General features: G+C 44.2%; 14 protein-coding genes. 7 read left to right on the top strand and 7 right to left on the bottom strand.

Annotated features, from left to right (window positions below; genetic code table 11):
* The 3 genes from A7K91_RS26700 to A7K91_RS07795 all read left to right on the top strand — a co-directional run bounded on the left by A7K91_RS26700 (position 1) and on the right by A7K91_RS07795 (position 1,623).
* Positions 1-177, top strand: a complete 177-nt coding sequence (locus A7K91_RS26700; protein WP_169833385.1) for a hypothetical protein — start codon at positions 1-3, stop codon at positions 175-177.
* Between the two features lie 29 nt (positions 178-206).
* Positions 207-362: a small acid-soluble spore protein P gene (locus A7K91_RS07790; RefSeq protein WP_068681378.1), complete on the top strand. Its 156-nt coding sequence runs from the start codon at positions 207-209 to the stop codon at positions 360-362.
* Between the two features lie 211 nt (positions 363-573).
* Positions 574-1,623, top strand: coding sequence for a hypothetical protein (locus A7K91_RS07795; RefSeq protein ID WP_068681380.1), 1,050 nt, complete (start codon positions 574-576; stop codon positions 1,621-1,623).
* Between the two features lie 84 nt (positions 1,624-1,707).
* Here the strand turns inward: A7K91_RS07795 and A7K91_RS07800 are convergent, their stop codons facing one another.
* From A7K91_RS07800 to A7K91_RS07820, 5 genes are all read right to left on the bottom strand, one after another.
* Complete coding sequence (locus tag A7K91_RS07800) at positions 1,708-2,073, bottom strand: DUF4870 domain-containing protein (protein WP_245697334.1); 366 nt, start codon at positions 2,071-2,073, stop codon at positions 1,708-1,710.
* A gap of 160 nt (positions 2,074-2,233) precedes the next feature.
* A complete protein-coding gene (locus A7K91_RS07805) occupies positions 2,234-2,848 on the bottom strand; it encodes a stalk domain-containing protein (RefSeq protein WP_068681382.1) in 615 nt (204 codons plus the stop codon).
* A 312-nt stretch (positions 2,849-3,160) separates the two neighbouring features.
* The gene (locus A7K91_RS07810; RefSeq protein WP_068681384.1) at positions 3,161-3,781 is read right to left on the bottom strand and encodes a DUF4097 family beta strand repeat-containing protein; all 621 of its coding nucleotides are present in this window, start codon (positions 3,779-3,781) and stop codon (positions 3,161-3,163) included.
* 2 nt (positions 3,782-3,783) lie between these two features.
* Positions 3,784-5,334, bottom strand: a complete 1,551-nt coding sequence (locus tag A7K91_RS07815; protein ID WP_068681386.1) for an ABC transporter permease — start codon at positions 5,332-5,334, stop codon at positions 3,784-3,786.
* Positions 5,331-6,203 (bottom strand): ABC transporter ATP-binding protein, encoded by an 873-nt coding sequence (locus A7K91_RS07820; protein ID WP_068681388.1) that lies wholly within the window; start codon positions 6,201-6,203, stop codon positions 5,331-5,333. Before A7K91_RS07820 ends, A7K91_RS07815 begins: the two co-directional genes overlap by 4 nt.
* A 162-nt stretch (positions 6,204-6,365) precedes the next feature.
* Here A7K91_RS07820 and A7K91_RS07825 point away from each other — a divergent pair, with 162 nt between their 5' ends.
* Both A7K91_RS07825 and A7K91_RS07830 read left to right on the top strand, forming a co-directional pair.
* Positions 6,366-7,091 carry a response regulator transcription factor gene (locus tag A7K91_RS07825; RefSeq protein WP_068681390.1) on the top strand — a complete coding sequence of 242 codons (726 nt, stop codon included), beginning with the start codon at positions 6,366-6,368 and terminating at the stop codon, positions 7,089-7,091.
* Positions 7,088-8,200, top strand: a complete 1,113-nt coding sequence (locus tag A7K91_RS07830; protein WP_068681392.1) for a sensor histidine kinase — start codon at positions 7,088-7,090, stop codon at positions 8,198-8,200. Before A7K91_RS07825 ends, A7K91_RS07830 begins: the two co-directional genes overlap by 4 nt.
* 15 nt (positions 8,201-8,215) lie before the next feature.
* On the opposite strand, the gene A7K91_RS07835 is transcribed toward A7K91_RS07830, so the two are convergent.
* Together A7K91_RS07835 and A7K91_RS07840 are read right to left on the bottom strand one after the other, a co-directional pair.
* Positions 8,216-9,349: a response regulator gene (locus A7K91_RS07835; RefSeq protein ID WP_068681394.1), complete on the bottom strand. Its 1,134-nt coding sequence runs from the start codon at positions 9,347-9,349 to the stop codon at positions 8,216-8,218.
* Positions 9,346-11,172 carry a sensor histidine kinase gene (locus A7K91_RS07840; protein WP_068681396.1) on the bottom strand — a complete coding sequence of 609 codons (1,827 nt, stop codon included), beginning with the start codon at positions 11,170-11,172 and terminating at the stop codon, positions 9,346-9,348. The genes A7K91_RS07835 and A7K91_RS07840 overlap by 4 nt, the downstream gene beginning before the upstream one ends.
* Before the next feature lie 350 nt (positions 11,173-11,522).
* On the opposite strand from A7K91_RS07840, the gene A7K91_RS07845 reads away from it, so the two are divergent.
* Positions 11,523-13,178: a clostripain-related cysteine peptidase gene (locus A7K91_RS07845; RefSeq protein ID WP_068681398.1), complete on the top strand. Its 1,656-nt coding sequence runs from the start codon at positions 11,523-11,525 to the stop codon at positions 13,176-13,178.
* 48 nt (positions 13,179-13,226) lie between these two features.
* Positions 13,227-20,114, top strand: a complete 6,888-nt coding sequence (locus A7K91_RS07850; protein ID WP_068681400.1) for a hypothetical protein — start codon at positions 13,227-13,229, stop codon at positions 20,112-20,114.
* Positions 20,115-20,116 lie beyond the last annotated feature (2 nt).

Genomic DNA, 20,116 nt, shown 5'->3' on the forward strand with positions numbered 1-20,116 from the left:
ATGAGTAAAGCTAAAAACGGCTTGGATAAAAATTTGTCAAACGTAACGGAAGCTTTCCGCATCACTCCCGTTAACAGCCATCATGCCCAGCAATTACAGCAGGATAAAAATGATCGGCGCCATAAGGATTCCATTAACTTCGATCAACCAACCGATCTCAGTCATCCCCGCAGCTGATAACATAGTAGAAGGAGGTTGCACGCAGCATGAGCAAGCCCAAATCTGTTCCGGTTCCCGGAAATGAGCCAGGGGGAAGCGACGGAGGTCATCGTGAAAGGAATGGAGCCAACCCAAAGCCCCTATCCGGCTCCAAAAAGACCAAGCAGAAAAATCATGTCGACCATAACAATCCAGAGGGCTGAAGAAGCCATGGAGGACCGTGCCCGGATGGTCAAGTTGATCAGCCGGGGTACGGTTTTTCTATTTATTATCTCGGGGGAGGTACATAGGCTATGCTTCTATTCCACCTTCATTTAGTATAAAATGAAGGTGGCCGCAATTAGGCATTAGCACCGTCATATGATGGTGCTAAACCGTTCGACTTGTGCCGAAAAAAGAAAGCGGAGGTTAGCAATGAAAACAACCCGATCTATTATATTGACGGCGTTGTTGGCACTGATGGTTGCACTGGCGGGCTGCAGTACTGGGAAAACGCCCAAGGCGTCCTTACAGGAAGCAATGCTTAACACGATGGATGCCAGCTCCTACAGACTGTCAATGACGATGCAGATGGAAGAGCTCGAGCTGCCGCAAAACGGTGCTGCTGGCTTAACGCCAATCAGCATGGCCGGAATACTCAAAGACGCCATTATTCATATTAATGCTCAACACGATAAGGAAAAAAGCCGTACCGATATGAATCTGGAACTGGTGCTGCCGGGCATGATGGAGATGAAGCTAACCTTCCCGCTTATTATGACGAAGGACATCCTTTATATGAAGCTACCATCGATTCCGATCCTTCAAATTCCGCAGGAGGTTACCAGCAAATATATTGCAATGGATTTAAAGGAACTGGCGGAAAAGCAGGGACAAGGCGAAATCAATATTGAAGCTCAACAAAAGCTGGGGCAGCAGATTTCTGCTGCGGTGTTGAAGCATTTTGACGACAAAGCCTATTTCCGTCAATTGAAGCTGGAGGATGCAAATCTTCCGGCAGATATTAAGCCGGACAAAGTTATTAAATTCGCCATTACGGAGGAGCAGTACCCGCAAACGGTGGAAACGCTGGTAAATAACGTTTTGCCTGAGCTGGTGGACATTTTGCTCGCCAACAGCGCATTGCTGGAAACGCTGCAGGTGGAAAAAACCAAGCTGGAGCAAGCCAAGGATGAATTGCAAAATAATAAAACGGAGCTGCTGAATGTGCTTCAGAATGAAGTGAAGCTTACAGCCCTTGAACTGACTGGGGCCATTCAGGACGATTACCTCGTGCATCAGCAGGGACGCATTGCGGTTGATGCAACCAACTCCGACATCGGTCATCATATAAAGCTGGATGTATCTTTTACGGGAACCTATTCCGACATCGGAAAAGTTGTCGAATTTCAGAATGAACTGCCGATGGACACGATAACGATGGAGGAAGTCATGTCCTCCATCAAGCTGCCATTTGGCTTGTAGTGCAAAAACAGCCCTTGCAGGCTTCGCCATCCGGCGGGTCTGCAAGGGCTGTTTTTATACGTTGCTCATACAACGCATCGTCTATTACTTTAAAAAACGAATGGTAAGCGGGTAGCGGTATACGATACCGTCATTGGCTTTTGTACTGGCGATAATGACGAATACCAGCCAGAATATGCCGATACCAATCAGGAGAATGCCCCCGATCAGGATAAGAATAAGAATCGACGCTACAATCGCGTAAATAGCGATACTGATTTGAAAATTTAGTGATTCCTTGCCTTGAGCATCCACATAAGGCGATTGGTCTTTCTTGATCAACCACATCACGAGAGGCCCAAGAATGCTTCCTAAAGGAACGATAAATGTACTAAGCGCCAGTAGATGGCAGAGCATTCCGTAGGTGCGTTCCTCTTTGGATGGCACGTAATTAAACTCGTTGTTGTACAACAAAAAAACCTCCTCGAATATGCAAGCTGCCTCACCATTTAAACACTTGGGGCGCTTTTGTAAATATATGCTTCAATATACCAATTTCAGTCCTGCTGTACAACAGAAAATAGTTCTAACGCGCATCATGCAGGAATGAGCTAAAAGTCCCAGAATTTGATTAAAGTTTAACATTAATAATGTTTTTGTTTTTGTCGAAGGTGAGGGTTGCTCCAAGCCCTTCAACGATAATACGTATCGGTATGTAATCAGTCCCATCCTGCAGCAGCAGCTTGTCCTTTTTGGGATCGAGAACAAATTTTGTTTTTTCCCTGACAATGGTCAACTCACTGTTTAGGGCATTCCATTCTGCCGTCGCGCCAAGAGCCGCTGCTGTTTCCTTGACTGGAAAGTAGTTGGTGTTGTCTTTAAGCAGCGGGCTTGTTTTTAAAGCAACCTGCTTGTCATTGACGTATAGCTGGACCGAGGATTTTGCATATTTCGCAGCTGTGTTTTTTGTATCGACGGAACTTGAATTTGTTCCTCCTGTATTGTCCTTTGTACTGCTGCCGGAGCCCCCTGACTCGGAGCTTGTCCCGCTGGATGAACGGGAGCTTCCTGACGATTTCCCGGAATTATGATAATGATAGCCTGTGCATAATCCTTTATCTTTTGACTTTTGCGAGCAGTTATGGCCTCCATTTGCATCTGTTCTGCCGGAATGCGCGGATGCGATGGTTGTAAAAAGTAACAAAATGGTTAATGTGATAAACCCTGTTTTTATAAATGTTTTCATCTTTTATTCCTCCTATCACCCTATAATGGAATTCATTTAAATTGGATAAAATTACATGTAGTGCCGCTTCCACTATACCATGCTTAAAGTCCTGTGAATATAGCTTTTTAGCCGATTTTTTGCGGTTGGCATTGGCTCATGAGTTTGAGAGGCCACTTTCAAGAGAACTAGCGTATTGCACCGTATTGGAGTGTCACAAAATTCATGTTCATTTTACTAAAGAAGCCACCACGGAAGACGTGGCGGCTAGACGTAAAGCAAACGTAAAGCAACGATTGCAATGTTTAGAACTTGAAGCGCTTGGGATCAGGATTATTGTAGCTCTATTTGGCCGAATTCTGTAGACAATTTTATGGTTTGCGAGTTCGCTTTGTCCAGTAACGGGCCTTCATAGAAGGCACCTATTCCATCCGTTCCGGTCACAATCGCTTGTTCAAGCTCCAATGCGGAACGAATGTCACCAAGCTTGGTCTTGGCTGTAAGTTGTCCGCTGACTCCCGACTGTGCGATATTCCCGTGTTCGGTCGTGACGGATATTTCAGCAGCGGATACGGCTTCGAGCCGGACTTGTCCATACTCGGACCGTACCGTCAGGGAGCCAACGATCCCCTGACGGGGAAGATCCACATACAGCGGCTGCGGCGATCGGAGGTGGATGCCGCCCCCGGGCATCGGAATCGCGATGAGAACGGTATCTTGTTCTTGTGTAAGTAGCTCTCCCTTATATCCTTCGACAGAGGCCGATAGGGTTTCGGCATCTGAGGACCGAATGACGATATCATGGGCGCCTGTCTCGATCACCAGATGCTGAAGCTGATCGCTGGGAATCGATTTTGTGGTAATGCCTTTCCCAGAATCCGTGCATCCGCATAACACGACGAGCAGAAATGCTAGCATCAGGAATACACTTGTTCTTTTTAACCCGTATTTCATGATTAACGCTCCTTTGTAGTCAATTTTGTCATCCGATGATCATCCAGCCAAGAACAGAGCAGACCGCCGCCAAGCAGCAAGGAGGATAGCAGCAGGTAAAGCATGGGCTGCTGCGTTTGTACACCCAGAAAATCAAGCGGCCCGATGTTGTTGATCGGTCCCAGATAGAGAAGGACAATCAACAAGCCTTCGAACAGTCGTCGGCTTCGCGAGAGCGCCCCGCCCACCAGCGCCAGCGAGACGACGAAACAAATGCCTGCGATCCAGGAAACTACGTGTTCGATGGCACCGCTATTAACAAAGCGCAGCAGAATGCCGCTGGAGAACAGTAAACCGATGGACACGCCTGCTATCCAGCTTACCAGCCACTTCAAGGTTTTTGAGCTGCTGGAGTGAATCAGCGGCAGCGTGTGGTAGATCCGGTCTCGGCAACCGAGCAGTGACCAGACACCGACGGGCAGCAACAGCAGGAGGGAGATCCATTTCAAGCCGTCACCCACAACAACAAAGAAACTGAGCGCAATGATGGAGAGGTTGAGCACATACCATCCTAAAGATTTGCCGGAAAACATTAAGTTAAGTTCACCTCGCAGCATCATCGATATGTTCGCATAGCGAACCTGACGCACAGGCGACAGGGTCAGATTCACAGATTGCAAGGACGAAACGGTCTGTGTGGTCTGTTGTCGGGGATGGCGAAATTTTGGTGTGCGAAACCTATCAAAGATGAGTCCGGAGCCGAGGACAAGCAGGAATGCTGCCAGTACCCACCACAGACGATTCAGCAAAAAGCCGTTCTCCCACAGAATACCGTTCCAGATATAGGTTGGTATTGAGCCTGTATGGGGATAATAGCCGAAGCTTGCGGAACCCGGCAACTCGCTATAAATGAATCGTGCGCCAGCCAACATCTGATCCATGATCATACCGGTGCCGAACAGATCCGACCCTCGTCCCGGCATGCCGACCGACAGACTGGTTAGTGTCAGCCAGAGTGAAAACAGGATCAGATTGCCCCACATTCCTTTCAGTCCGGGTACAATGTCGAAGACAATGGTCAGCGCAGCCAAAACCAGCAGATACGGAATGGTCAGGAACAATAAGGGTAGGAAATACGACATCAACTGAATCGACATGCTCTCGCCGCGCAGCAACTGCATACCGACGATGGCGATCATAAATAAGAGTGAGAAGGACAGCAGCACACAAAAATTTGCAAGAAATTTATTGATGACATAATGAATGGTGCGAATCGGTGAGCTTGCGATCGATTGGCCGAGCTGCAATTCGCGATCCTGCGTTATCTGGCTGCGTAATAAGAAGAAACCGGGTAACCACAATAAAATGACAGGCAACATGGCAGCAACGGCTCCCAACCAAGCAGAATTGTATACACCGCGCACCCCCCCTAAATAAAAAACCTGATACCCATCTGACATGCCGGGCACACAAAGGAAACCAAGCAGGATACTGATTGCAACCAGGAGGAGATAAGAGGCGCTTCGCATTTGCTTCAGCAGGGTGACTTGAATGACCGTCCAGGTGTTTATCATACGCCTCCCCTTTTTTCACCGGTTTTCAATAAATACGCGTCTTCAAGCGTCGGTTCAATGGGATTGGCGCCCAAAATTGGCTTGCGATCCGCGATGAGGCGAAGATGGATGCCGTCCGCCCTTTGAATTGCGTTGCTAACGAGAAATTGTTGCTGCATCTCTGGCAATTGTGAAATCGAAACGATAGCTTGCCATATCTTGCCTTCGGCTTCCTGAATCAATTGCTCAGGCGTGGTGTCTGCTAGCACATGGCCGGCTTTCATCACGACAATTTGCGGAGCAATCGATTCGATATCGCTGACGATATGGGTAGAAAGAATAATGATTCGGTCGGAGGCCAGGGTGACGAGCAGATTCCGAAACTCGATGCGCTCTTGTGGATCTAGACCGACTGTTGGTTCATCCACAATGAGCACCTTGGGGTTGTTCAACAAAGCCTGCGCTATGCCGACACGCTGCTTCATGCCGCCAGAGAAGCCGCCCAGTGCTTTCTTCCCTGTATGCGTCAGATTGAGAATTTCCAATAGTTCGCGAATGCGTCGCTTGGCGTCTTTTGGCCGCAACCCCTTCATCGCGGCCATATAGGATAAAAACTCCGTAGCGCTCAAGTTCGGATACACGCCAAAATCCTGCGGCAAGTAGCCGAGGATTTGCCTGAATACGTTTGGTTTTTTAGCAATATTCTGTCCGTGATAGAAGACACCTCCGTCTGTCGGCTGATCGATGGTGGCCAAAATTCGCATCAGAGTGGACTTTCCCGCTCCATTGGGTCCAAGCAGCCCGGTCACGCCGGGACGAAAAGTAAGGTGGATGTTACGGAGTGCCGGCTTGGCGCCGAACTGTTTGGTTAGATGTTGGATGGCTAACATGTTAAGACTCCTCCTTAGGTTTTGCGGCTGCTTGTATCATAACGAATGAAATCCACAATGGAACTGCAATTGATCCACATGTGGGCAACATTTGGCCAATCCGCTTGTGATTCCTGATTTCATATGACACAATACAGTCAAGTATTGGAAGGGGGACAGATCATGAGAGAGGAGAAAATCCTGCTAGTTGATGATGAGGAGGGGCTGCTAGAATTACTGCGGATTACCTTGCAGAAGGAGCATTTTTCGCATATCGTCTGTGCTTCAAGCGCGGCTGAGGCTTTAGAGAAGTCTCGCGTAACCAGCTTTGATCTGATTGTATTGGATGTCGGACTGCCCGATTTTTCCGGATTTGATCTATGCAAAGAGCTGCGCCGAATTACACTTGCACCGATCATTTTCCTTACTGCTCGCGATAGCACATTGGATAAATTGTCAGGGCTGGCGATCGGCGGGGATGACTATATCACGAAACCGTTTGAGCCGCTTGAGGTGGCAGCCCGGATTCAGGCAATGCTGCGCAGGCGGGTGTATGCCAGGGAGGAAGAACAGCACAAAGAGACGACCATCGGGATTTACGATTATGGCCGATTTGTGTTGAATGCCAATCATGCAACCATCACCGTGGAAGGCCAGCCTGTGGATTGCACGGCAAAAGAGTATGAGCTGCTATTATATTTTTGCCGACACCCCCAGCGGGTGTTTACCGCGTCTCAGCTTTACGAGGCGATATGGGGACAGTGGAGTGTGGGAGATGACAAGGCGGTTTCGATGCAGATCTCCCGGCTGCGCAAGAAAATCAGAGACGAACAGACGCCGCTGCTGATTCAGAATCTGCGAGGTATTGGCTATCGGTTTGTTCCGCCGCCAGGAAGAACGGGCGCATGAGTATCCGGTTGCGGTTTATCGGATTTTTTGTCGGCGGTTTGTTCTTATTTATTGTACTCATGGGTGTTTTTATCATGGTTGCCATGGATGTTGTATTGCCCAGGGTGCCAATCCCCGCCACGTGGCTGCCGATTGTTGAACTGGCTGTGATCCTTCTTCCATTCCTGGCAGGAGGTGTTCTGCTCGGGATGTGGTTGGTTCAGCCGTTGCTCATGATTATCGCCCGCCTGAGACAGCTGACAACGAGTGAAGGTCATTACGAGCATGATGATACTGCATTTTATCGAAGAAACGGGCGTATAAAGCGAAGGTACCGCTTGTATCGCGAAGCATTGGCCGATTTGTCGATGTTGTCGCAGCATTTGCAACAGTCCGAGCAGGAGCGCAAGAAGCTTGAAGAGGCGAAGACCAACTGGATTGCCGGGGTATCGCATGACCTGAAGACGCCGTTGTCCTATATCACCGGTTATTCCTCGTTGTTGCTTGACGATCGTAAAGAATGGAGCGAAGAAGAAAAAAAACGCTTTTTGCATGAAATTCATGCCAAAAGCGTGGTTATTGCTGAATGGATCGGTGATCTGAATTTGTCGTTTAAGCTAGATGCCTTATCCTCTTCCTATCCGTTGCAACTCAAACGGTTGGATCTGGTGGATTTCGCGAGAAGACTGCTTGCCGATGTCGCCAATCATCCGAACGCTGCCGTGTACGAGCTGGAATTTCTGTGCAGTGAGGAAGAAGTCACGGTTTATGCGGATGAATGGTTGCTGTTCCGTGCGCTTCAAAATCTGGTGATGAATGCGATTCATCATAATCCCGCAGGAACCCGGATTAAGGTTATCATTGTAAACACGAGTCAGCAGCAGACAGTGCTGTCTGTCAGTGACAATGGAACCGGAATCACGGAATCTGATTTGCAGCACATTATGGAACGCTATTACCGTCCGAAGGAAGCCGACAGTCGTAACGGCGGCCTGGGCTTGTCGCTTGTGAAGCATATTGTGGATGCTCATAAGTGGGAGTTTCATATCATGAGCGGTCTCGGACAGGGAACAACTGTCGAATTGTTCATGGTACATGACAGCATTTCCGAGCCTGAAATCGTCAAATGACTCCATCGACATGTATTAATTAAATTTCTCAATCAGCCGGTAATAATAATCCGTTACTTTTTTGGATATATCTACATCAACCTCTTCAAGCATCATTTCAGCAAACCTTTTATATTGCCTTTTTAATCCTAGCTCATCCTTTTTTAAAGCCAAAGCTTCTAAATAAAGCATAATCGTCCGATCCTCAAGGTCATAATTGTCAACCAGCTTTTTTAAAATAACGATGGCTTCATCCATCTCTGCTCTGCTTAATAATGCTTCACAAAGCTTATGTGAAAACGAAATGTACAATAAAGATAAGTTCTCTATTTCATTTAGCGCCCATCCATAAGCATGCTCGCCGAATAACTTCCCTTTATAGCTTTTTTCACATTCAACAGCCTGGTTAACTTGCATAGCATCACTGAAGTCCAGCGTATTACATAGATCTTCAAATTGAAACAAGTCTACTTCAATTTGGGTTTGATCTAAGACATAATACTGATTACCGGAAAGCAACACCTGAGGAAGTCCATAACGATCCAGCAATTTTCTAAGCTGATAGATCGTTGTATTAAGGTAAGTATCCGCATTTTTTAATGGCATATGCTCGAATACATCATCTATGATTTTTGCTTTTGAAACATATTTACCTCTTTGCATAATCAAATAAGCGAAAAGCTCCGCACTTTTACTCGAGCGCCACTTTATAATTTCATTTTGCGGTGTTCTTAACTCCATGCCGCCCAAACAGCTGTAGATCAGCTTTTTTTCTTGCTCAGCTTGTTTGGCGCTGCTCTTTTTTGTCTCCATATAATCTGCGGCTGCCCGTTCTATTGTTTGCTTAAGCCGTTCTTGATTAACAGGTTTCAGCATGTAATCCAAAGCATAAACATCAAACGCAGGAAGAGCATATTCTTTATGCGAGGTCAAAAATACAATTTTCGTTTCACGCCCTTCCTCTCTTAAACGTTTCGCAAACTCGATTCCACTCTCTTTTGGCATACTGATATCAATAAAGAGCAGATCAACATCATGGTCGGATAAATATGCGTAGGCTGACCACGTATCAAGAAAACAGCCCGCTAACGTAATAGCGTTTATTTTTTTAAGCATTCTTTCCATGATTATATGCATGCTTTTTTCATCATCAACGACGACAACCTTCACACGATTTCCTCCTTCACAACAGTTTTATCAATCGCGGGATTTGAAGCGATCGGGAGTGAAAAATAAAAGGTCGTGCCCACGCCCAGTGAACTATCGAACCAAATGTCCCCTCCATTTAAATGAACGAACTCCCGGCAGATGGATAGTCCAAGGCCGACCCCCTGTTCGCCAGCCGTTCCTCTTTTGGATATGGGGAATTCATCCTGTAATAAGCAGCTTGCTTCATCAACAGAAATCCCTTGTCCTGTATCACGAATGGCAACGACAACCTTGTCTTGCAAAACTTCTGAGCTCAATTGAATGACCCCGCCAATCTCAGTAAATTTCACGGCATTTGATAACAGATTTCGAATAATGAGATCCAGCATATCTTTATCTGCGTAAACGTAGACATCCTTAGCTATAGTTGAGTTTATGTTAATTTGTTTACTATTCAATTTCACGTTCATCATAGTCATCGTTTTTTGAACAGCGTCTCCTAAATCTCTAATAACAGGGTTAAACAGCATGCCTCCGCGTTGGGTATGAAACCATTCCAGTAAACCTTCAACGAGCTGAAACGTATTGTTGATCTGCTCCCCCATTCCCTCAAGCAGCTCTTGACTCCCTTGACGTTTGATTAAGTCTGCTTCCTGCATATCCTCCTCCACTAGCTCCATTAAATTAACGAGTACAGCAAGCGGATCACGAATATCATGTGCAATTACGTTAAACATTTTATCTTTAAACATGTTTAGCTCGGTTAATTGCCGGGATTGCTGAACTAAACTCTCTTCATACCGGACGGACTCCGTAATGTCATGTAAGATCAGCATCTTGCCGACCGGCTTATTATGACGCCCATGTATATATGAAAATTGAACATGATAATACCTGTCTTCTAGCTGCATTGAACGTATCGTAACGTTATGCGGGTCCGATTGATGTTCAATAAGCTTTAATAAAGCCGGAAAAGGAAGCAGTATTTGTGAGGCAGGGCAACCAATCCGCTTTTTATCGGGGAACGGTTTAAGCAATATATCGGCAGAGTTGTTATAGCTTCTTAACGTATTATCAATTTCAAAAATAAGGACTGCATCATGTATGGATTCAAACACCTTCTTCATAACCAAGGGTGATAAATTAAGCATGTTAAACTGATAGGTTCCCCAAAAATAAAATAAGCCGGAAATCACTAGTCCGAAGGGCGAGATATCGATTGGTATGTTGAAAACACCTATTGAATGGATGAATGGCGGTATAAATATGCAAAAGGAACCTATCATCATTAAAACAATTTGTTTGTTCCCCTCTTTTTTTCTTATTCTAGCTGCCTTTAGATACATCCGAATTAATAAGTATATGCCAACTAAATAGTAGCTATAAATGTAAGTGATATGTAAGTAAAAAAGCGGTCCTCTATCTAAAACAATAAGCGGAAAGCCTTGAGAATAATCTAAAGCCATGCTCCTGTAAAATAAATGATGCCATTCATTTGTGAAATGGAAGGTTAATGAAGAGAGTGGACCAATGGATAATATAGCAATGTTCTTTTTTGTTATCAATCTTTGATGGCCTGTGAATTGCAGGATCATAATAACCCATATCAAGGGTGAAAAAGGAATGCCTAAATATTGAACGTGTATCCAAAAGATCATTTGTTCCACTGTCGTACCTACAAGCTGAAACGCATAACCAAATGTATAAAAGGAAGCAGCTATAACACCTAAGCCATAGCTAACCGAAATGGGGGTTTCTCTATTTTGCCAGGAATAGTTCAGCAATATCATAAAGCCAAAGGTGAACATGATTAAAATGGCTGAAAGTGCAAAGTTATAGGTCACGGGGTAAATTCCTCCAATAATCTTCGTTCAATTGCAAGTAAAACTAGAATTTGTGGCGAGCTGAGCAATGTTCTCAACACGGTTACTGTCTCATTCATCTTATCTCACCTTAATGATAAATTTATGAAAATGCCCTCAAACAAATCCTCTTATTATCTTTATTTCTCTTTCTAGTTTATCAAATTGCTCCAATCAGAGTTGATCATAATTTTGTCATTGCAATGAGATAAGCTTGGATTAACAGTACGCATTAATTGTCAAATGGAGTCAAATGGAGGTACAAGTATGACAACAAGCAAGCTATAAAGGAGACTGAAAAGGAAATTTTCATATTGAAAGGGCGAAATCTGATGAAAAATGTCCTGAGTTTAATCCTTTTTTTATTCATTCTTCTTGCAATAGCTCCATCGGCTTCGGCACAAAACGCAAGCTATGCAGAAGGCCTTAACCGCTTGGGATTGTTCAGTGGAACGGGGAATGGAGGGGGTGGATATGAACTTTCGAGGGTGCCGACCCGAGCGGAATCCCTTGTGATGATGCTTCGTCTGTCGGGGAAGGAAGAAGAAATCCTGAATAACACTCACAATAATCCATTTAAAGATACGACTTGGGAGAGTTCCTATGTGTCGTTTGCCTATGCAAATGGCATCGTTAACGGAATGAGCGAACATCGTTTCGGAGGTAAGCAGCCAACCTCTCTAAACCAATATGCTTCAATGGTTTTAAGGGTTTTGGGATATTCAGAAACAAAGGGCGACTTTACCTATAAAACCGCGGTTTCTTTCGCCTCAAAGGTTCTAGGAATAGACCTGGCAAAAGAAGCAGAGTTCAATCGGGGAACACTTGCAAAAATAAGCAGTTATGTTTTAAACACAAGACCCAAAAACCAGCTTGCAACACTAGGCCAAATCCATACTGAAACAGGTGTGTTTACAACGCAACGTTTAAACGAGGCAAGGTCGCTTTGGGAGCAGGATGGGGATGTGGCTTCATCAACGATACTAATCTATGCTGTTGGCTCGGATCTTGAATCGCAACAAGGCCGGCTAACAGATGATTTGGAAGAAATTTTTCGTGGTCAGCCAAACCAAAATACGAAAGTCCTGATTCAAACAGGAGGGACGCTCAATTATCACAACAAATACATGACGGATGGAGCATCAGAACGCTTTGAAGTTAGCAATGGACGACTTAACAAGCACGAAAGCCGCATCCAAACCGCCGCATCTGACCCTAAAACATTAAGGGATTTTCTGAATTGGGGCAAAACCGTTGCGCCGAGCGAGCGTTATATTCTGATTTTATGGGACCATGGATATGGCGCAATGGGTGGATTTGGGGCAGATGAGCTAAACGAACGAAAAACGATGAAGGTTTCGGAGCTTTCAAAGGCAATCGAAGCATCAGATATGTATTTCGACTTAATCGTTTTTGATGCATGTCTTATGGGTACCGTTGAAACAGCCTATGCCCTTAGAAGCCATGGCAAATATCTCATTGCTTCTGAAGATTCAACCCCCGCCGCAGGGTTATATTATACGACATGGATCAGTGCAATGGAGCGAAACCCGCAGATTAGCACGGAAAGAGTGGGGCGTTTAATTCTGGATTCCTTTACCCTTCATTCCGGCATTGAAGCTAGTATGCCAACAACAATGTCAATGATGAAGCTTTCACAGGCGGAATCATTGGTTAAGGTCATAGAAAACGAAAAATTGGATGCTTCATTAACAGACCTTGCAAAGAACTCAGAGCTATTAGGTAAAAACGATGGGATATTCGATCAATATGATTTGATTGATTTAATGGGGAAATCATCAGAAATCACTGCTGCAGCCCAGGCGCTTGCATTCGAAGTAAGAAATTCAGCAGGCTATAAAAATCGCAACGGCATCGCTTTATATGTCCCTAACCTGAAAGTCGAGCACACCCATGAAATGAAAGAGGAGCTAAAAGCCATTGGTCTTAGCTCAACCTATATCAAAACGATTTTCAACGAAAATTAGAAAAGAATGCAATGAGCTTACAAGTACGATTATACGAGGAGGCATTACATGAAGAAGATTTTAAGTTTGATACTGGTACTTTCGCTGCTAACACCACTAATACCAGCAGCACCTGTACATGCGAATGTGGCAACCGATTACAAATATGTGTTCAATGTGAAAACGAGGAATGGCGAGCATGCCGGAACTGACGATGTTGTTCATATGGGCGTGAGTACCTACGAAACAGGTGTGCAGTCTGATCATACTTCAAGGTATGTTGCAAGTGGCACCAACTTTAATGCTAATACTGAAAAGCAATATGATTTTTGGGCGAAGAATGTGCCACCCTGGAGAATGAATGAATTTGTTTTTTGGCTGGAGGGATCTGATGAATGGGAGGTAGATTTTGTGACTCTCTGGCTTCCCTTTTATGATGGGAAGATCAATCCAGTACAGGCGAAGACGCTTAATCTATACACACCGACAAAAAATAGAGGCAGAATGTATAGAGATATTTCAGACGTGACAAAAAGAAAGTTCACAAACATAGGTAACGTTGATACCAAAGGTGGAGAGTTCTATCTTGATCCTAGTTCTAATCTATCAGGCTCTGAAGGTGTAAACTGGGACAAAAAGGTCAATGATCAATACGGTCACTATGACATTATGCAATATGATGATGCTCCTGTGTTCAGCTATACCGTTTCGGATGATGCAGTAGGTCGGAATTGGTTAACATTTACAGAGCCAACAAAAACTCAAAATTTCATATTGGATATTGATCGTAAGAAGCTTCACGATGCAATGGTTGCAGCGAAAGTAGCAGAGGTTTCGCTAACCTATAGGGTGGCGCTGCTTGCTCAATCGACCAATACTGAAAGTCTGGGGGGCACCTTTGCGCACACCACTTCAGGAAATGCTGGAGCTAAAACCTATTTAACAACAAAGATTGGCAACCAGGATTACTATTATAAAGATGTAACGTATAAGTTTTATCGCAGTATCTATAACCTTGGCAATCCTAATATCAATCAAACGATTACCTATTCGCCTAGTACTGATAATAAATATATGAATCGGAAATTTACAGATGTTACGATTACGGTTGAACCGACTTCTATTCATAAAAAACCGATGACCCAGGAAATAAAGACGGAGCTCATAACAAATTTCCAAGCAACACCTTTGTTATACCTTGGCAACAATACGACAACACCGCTTGCCAACCTTACTATGACAAAGCTGCATGGGGAGAACGGGAAACCAAACGGCATTCTTCAGTTTACTGGAAAAGTGCCAATGGATGTTAGCGAGGTTGAAGGAGAGGGTATAAGGCTTCAGCTTGATAATGTGTCTACCCATCTAAATAAGAAAGGTGTGGATCAGCCCTATCAATTGGAGTTTCCAACACCAGAATCAACAACATCACAAAGCTTTTATTTTTCAACTCACAAGGTGGATACAACAACACCAACCTTAAGAGTCACGAATCAACAGGGAAATGACCTTGTGGGAGCCGATTCCATTCAGGGCAATTTCAAAAAGATGCATGAATTTTATATGGTTTCAAGCGAAGTGCTGTATCCGGATGGAAATGTCGCCCACACTAGCGCCAATCAAAACTATTTAAAATATGAGCTGTACAAGAAAACCGGTGATTCTTATGAACCAACAACGACAAGAGTAACGAGTTTTGATGGTACAGGTGATACAACAAAGGTTACAGCGCCCATCAGCACACAGGTTTTGAATGGAGTCAGCATTAAACTAAGTCCAGTTGTTCCAACAGAAGGCGAGTTCAAGCTGCGGCTTTATGGATGGGACAGAGCTGACAATCCATTAGGCGGAGATGCCGGATACACAGAAATTGAGAATATCAAAATCGATAACCTGGCTCCGCGAGTAACCATTACCGAAACGGTACATGCGCAAAACGCAGAGCTCCGCAAAATAAATAACTATAGCTTTGAAATGACCGACCTTCAGCAAAGCAATAACGGCTGGTCAAGGACGTATTATACCTTTATAAACGGAACTGCGACGCCCTCTGACATACCTATTGGTCAAATTGAAAATGCATCAGGAGAAATAGCTTCGACGCAAGGGAAGTGGGCATTTGTAGACTCGGAAGGCGATAGCGCAACGGCTATGCTATCCATACCTAAAGGTGAGAGCTTTGATGGAAGTCTCTATTATTTCACAGTAGACTCGCTTGGAAATGACTCAAGAAATGAGCAAGTGTCAAGATACTATAAAAGATCTGTACAGATTTTTAATGGGGATGTTGTGGATACACTCATTACCGAGGATCCCAGTATTCCAAAGGTTAGTTACAGCATCAGTTTCGACACGAGCGATCCAGATATTGAAACGAAGTATAGATGGTATGCTCATCCTAGCAATACCAGAACCCCTAACTTCTCACAAATATTTAAGCTTTATAGAGGTGAAGATACTGTTGGCCATAACGATAAGTTTGATGGAAACGGGAGCGGATATAGAATATCGCTGGACGGGAAATATATACTCGAATATGAGGTGAGAGATAAAAAGTCTGGCAACAGTGCTCAATTCTCACGAGAATACAACTATGACTATTATGGCCCGTCAGTTACATTTACCATGGGAAGCGAGCATATGCTTTTTAAACCTTCACATCAGATTAACGTGAAAGTGGCAGATACCAGTGGACTTCAAAGTGCCTATTACTATATAACTGAGGCAAGATCATTTACCAGAATTCCTAATATGCCAAATTATCCGCTGACATTGACACCAAACCATGAAAATAAATTAGAGGTTGATCAAACCTTGACACTGACGGGACTTCCGACAGGCGCATACAGCATTGTTGTGGTTGCACGGGATGTGCTTGGCGTAGAAAATGCAAGAAAATCATCGTTGTCCCATTACGTTGGGATAAGGTCAGCGCCGGCTCAAATTGATACATTAGAACATAGGCAAACAAAGACGATTAACGGAATGGGCGCAACATCGGATGGCACCTATAAGGTCTATAGTGTGCTCAGTGAGCTTCATCAAGCATGGGAATCAGCCTCACATGCTAGTCTTGACTCCAGAACAAAAAATCAAAGACCGGTATACTATGCAACAACTGATGGCGCACCAACAGATAACGGCATTGTAGTGACTCAGTTTGATACAGCTCGTAACAGGGGCGCTTCGTATAGCTTCACACTTGACACACCAGTACAGCTTCAAGAAGGTGTCAACACCATCTATCTTCAGTTTGGACTCTTAAATCATCCTGCTGATCAAAGACCCGAATTTTTGACAGATGCAAGACCGCTCACCATTCTTTATGATAGCCAAGCACCAACCTTTGAATTGCCGGACTACAGCACGATTCAACCAACAAAAGAATCTGTTACCGCAACAATAGTAGCAAATGATGTTGGTACGGGAATAAGCAAGCTGACAGTTGCGCCAGAGGATGCTGGCAAGATTTCAATTTCACCCTATACAAACGGGGCATTCACAGTAACGATTAGAGAGAATGTCACAACAAATCTTACCTTAGAAGATGCACTAGGGAATAAGGTTCTTGTTCCCATCTCTGTTACTAATATTGACAAGAAAGCTCCATCTGCAATTGCGTCTAGTGAGATTGTGACCAATGGTGCGAGAGAAGATGGCGTTATTACAGTTGATGTTGCAGACGAGAGTGAGACAACTGTTTCCTTTGCGCTTATTCAAGATCCGACGGAGCAACATGTCTTAACAGAAGAGGACTACGAGTTGTTCAGCAATAGTCAATCAGTGAGCATGCAGAGTGGTCAGATGGTCCTTAATGGCGAAGGGAAACAACAGAAAACCTACACCATTGCTTTGAAAGGGCTTAGCGGAACCTATGCCATTGGGATCAAGGCTGTCGACACGGCAGGAAATGTTACTGAAAAAGTATTCTATAGCTCGAGGCTGAACCTGGTTGATGCTGAAGCATCAATCACAAGTGTTAACGCAAATCCAACAACAACAAAAACAACGTCAACGGTGACCGTTTCATTTAACGTACCTGTAACCGTTATGCCTTACGCACCTAATGAGGGTGATGTTGTGGAGGATATGGCAAAGTCAAACCTTCTTTATACAGGACTGTTATCAACGTCCGCTGAATACGTCATGGATTATGATGTTGTCATTCAAAATAACAATCCAGTCAGCCTTTATATTCAGGACGAGGCCGGACGGGATGCTGTTGTAGAATTCACACCGGATGTTGAATTTGTTGCCGGCTTTGACATTACGGGTCATGTGGAGAAAAATGGCCAAGCGATCCAAAATGGAGGATTTATATCCTATAACCAGGGCGATACGCTTTATTATGTTGTCGTTCCGAATCCCAATTACTCGGGACAATATTTCTTTGTTGAAAATGTAGTGTTGTCTGGATTAGAGCTTAATACAGAGCTAAGCGTTGTTGACTCAACATATAAAGGAGGAGGAACAGGGTATTCAAAGCTTGTATTTGAAGCATTAAGAGATGGCAAAACAACAAAATCGGCTTATTTCGAAGCATATACAACAGAAGGTATGGAAGCTGATCGAATGGAGGATGAATACGTTGCAATATCGGTGGTGGACGAAACTGCCCCTACTGCTAGTGTGAGCTATTCAACCACTGAGCCAACAAACCAGAATGTTAATGCAGTACTTTCTATATCCGACCCGGAAAGCGGGATCTTAAGGCTGGAACGCTCGTATGACGGCATCAACTATAGCCAAATAGATTCCATCATTTCGCACACGGAAACATTTTCACAAAATGCAACGGTCTACTTCAAAGTGACCAACAAAGCAGGAATGACAGCAGTCGTGCCGGTCGAGGTTTCAAACATTGATAAGACGTCAATTACGGAGGATGTTCACTATACGGTGGAATACACCTACGAGAACTATCTAGGTAACTGGGTTCCCATTCAGGAAGGAAAAGCCTATAGAAGAGTTATGGCGACGCTCAAGTTTATCGGTGAAGAAAAAACTCTTTCTATGACAAACAACAGCGGGGCGCTTTCAAGGACATTAACGCAGGATGTTAATACATTCACATTCCAGTTCAGGGATCGTGCAGGAAACACAGCTTCCCATACGGTTAGTTATGACCATTTTGACAACACAATCGGTGAAACTTCCTATGTGTTATCAAACACGGCCAAGACCAACCAAAATATTTTTGCAACGATCACGTTAACGGATGATTCAGGAGAAATAGCATTTGCAGAGGTTAAAAAGGGCGATGTGGTATATCCATTCAAAGGCGAGCCGCTTGAAAATGAATATGTCGTTGAGCTTGATAGCTCGGGGATTTATTATGTGACGGCCTATGACTATGCCGGAAACAAGTGGACTTCTCCGATCACCGTTTCAAACATTAACAAAGTAGTGCCAACTGCAACCGCGAAGACGTACAGCACGCTTCCAAGCACAATAACTACACAAAGCGTAAATGTAGAGTTGACACAGTTTAGCAAAGATATCAAAAACATTACAGTCACCGGTGTAGAACGTACTGGAAGTCTGACTGCCAACGATATCGTGCATATCCCTGGCACAAAAGCGGTTCGCTTTAAGAAAAATGGTACGGTTACGATGTTTTTTGTTGACGACTACGGTAACGAAGGACATGAGGTTATTACCATTTCAAATATTGTTTCTACGCCGCCGCAAATCCAAGCAACTGCAGCATTAGCGGAAAATAAGCTGAGTGTTAATGTAACATTTGACCAAATCCGTGACAGTGACGGGGTTCCGCTGGACATTCTTAGAAAGCTGACAGACCTTAGAGTTTCTTATCGTGGCTATGAACATGCACTTTTAACAGAGGTAAAAGATGAAAACGGCGATGTTGTGTCCTATAAGGATGCCGTTATTAACGTTAAAACAAACGGGGAGCACGTCTTTCTGGTGAGAGACAAAACAGGATTAACACAAAAAATTCTTTTAACTGTTCAAGGCATTGAAGTTGGCAAACCAAGTGTTAAAGAGGTTCGTTGGACCTATAAATATCTTGAGCAAAACCAAAAGGGCGAGTGGGTAGAAAAGGATCATCAAAACAAGATTGTTGTTGGTGTGGACACGTCTGGAAAAGAAGCAGGTTACGTTGTGGGAATCGACAAAAACCCAACAACAAACCAGAATGTGAATGTCACAGTAATCACTGACAAAGACGCCAAGTTTATAGGTGGAAAAGACCCGTGGGCACAAGAGAAGTCGATGAACTATAGAGAAAATGGACTTTATAATTTTAACCTTGAAGGAAGAACGGGTGACTATACCTCGTACGGTGTCAACATTGGCTTAATCGACAAAACACCGCCTGTGCTCAAGCTTAAAAATGGCGAAGAGCTGATCTTCATCGAAGGAATGACGCCTAAAAAGGATGCCTCCATTGCCTATGACAAGTCAAAGCTTCTGGACTTCGAAGCGTGGGACGAGGTTGCAGGTAAAAAGGTTGATCTGACAAAACGAGTCACCATAAACTATGGAGCAGGCGGCAGAGTGTTCAACCCTGACAACATCTCAGCGAATGAATTTATTCGCTCGAACCCTTATTATATCGACTATACAGTAAGCGATGATGCAGGAAATCAAACCACCATTCGTCGAACCGTTCGCCTTGTGGGTCTTTATGACACAATAGCCCTAATTAACGGAGTTATGCCGGATAGCACCAATACGGCAACCGTTCTTGGAAATAAAGTTGAAATTTCACTGAAAAACTTTTCCGGAATTTCTTATGCACGTTATGAAAAAGGGATTTTAACACAAGGTCAAATGAAAACAAAAGGAACGGTCCTTCGGGAGAAAAACGGAGTTTTTACAATGGATAATGTAGCGGAAGGTTGGTATACCGTATATATCCAAACGGATAAACGGGACTATTTCAACATTTCGGTATATGTTTCAAAAGCTCCAAAACAAGGAGGGAAATAGGC

The organism is Paenibacillus oryzae, from assembly GCF_001675045.1.
In the GTDB taxonomy this organism is placed as follows: domain Bacteria; phylum Bacillota; class Bacilli; order Paenibacillales; family Paenibacillaceae; genus Pristimantibacillus; species Pristimantibacillus oryzae.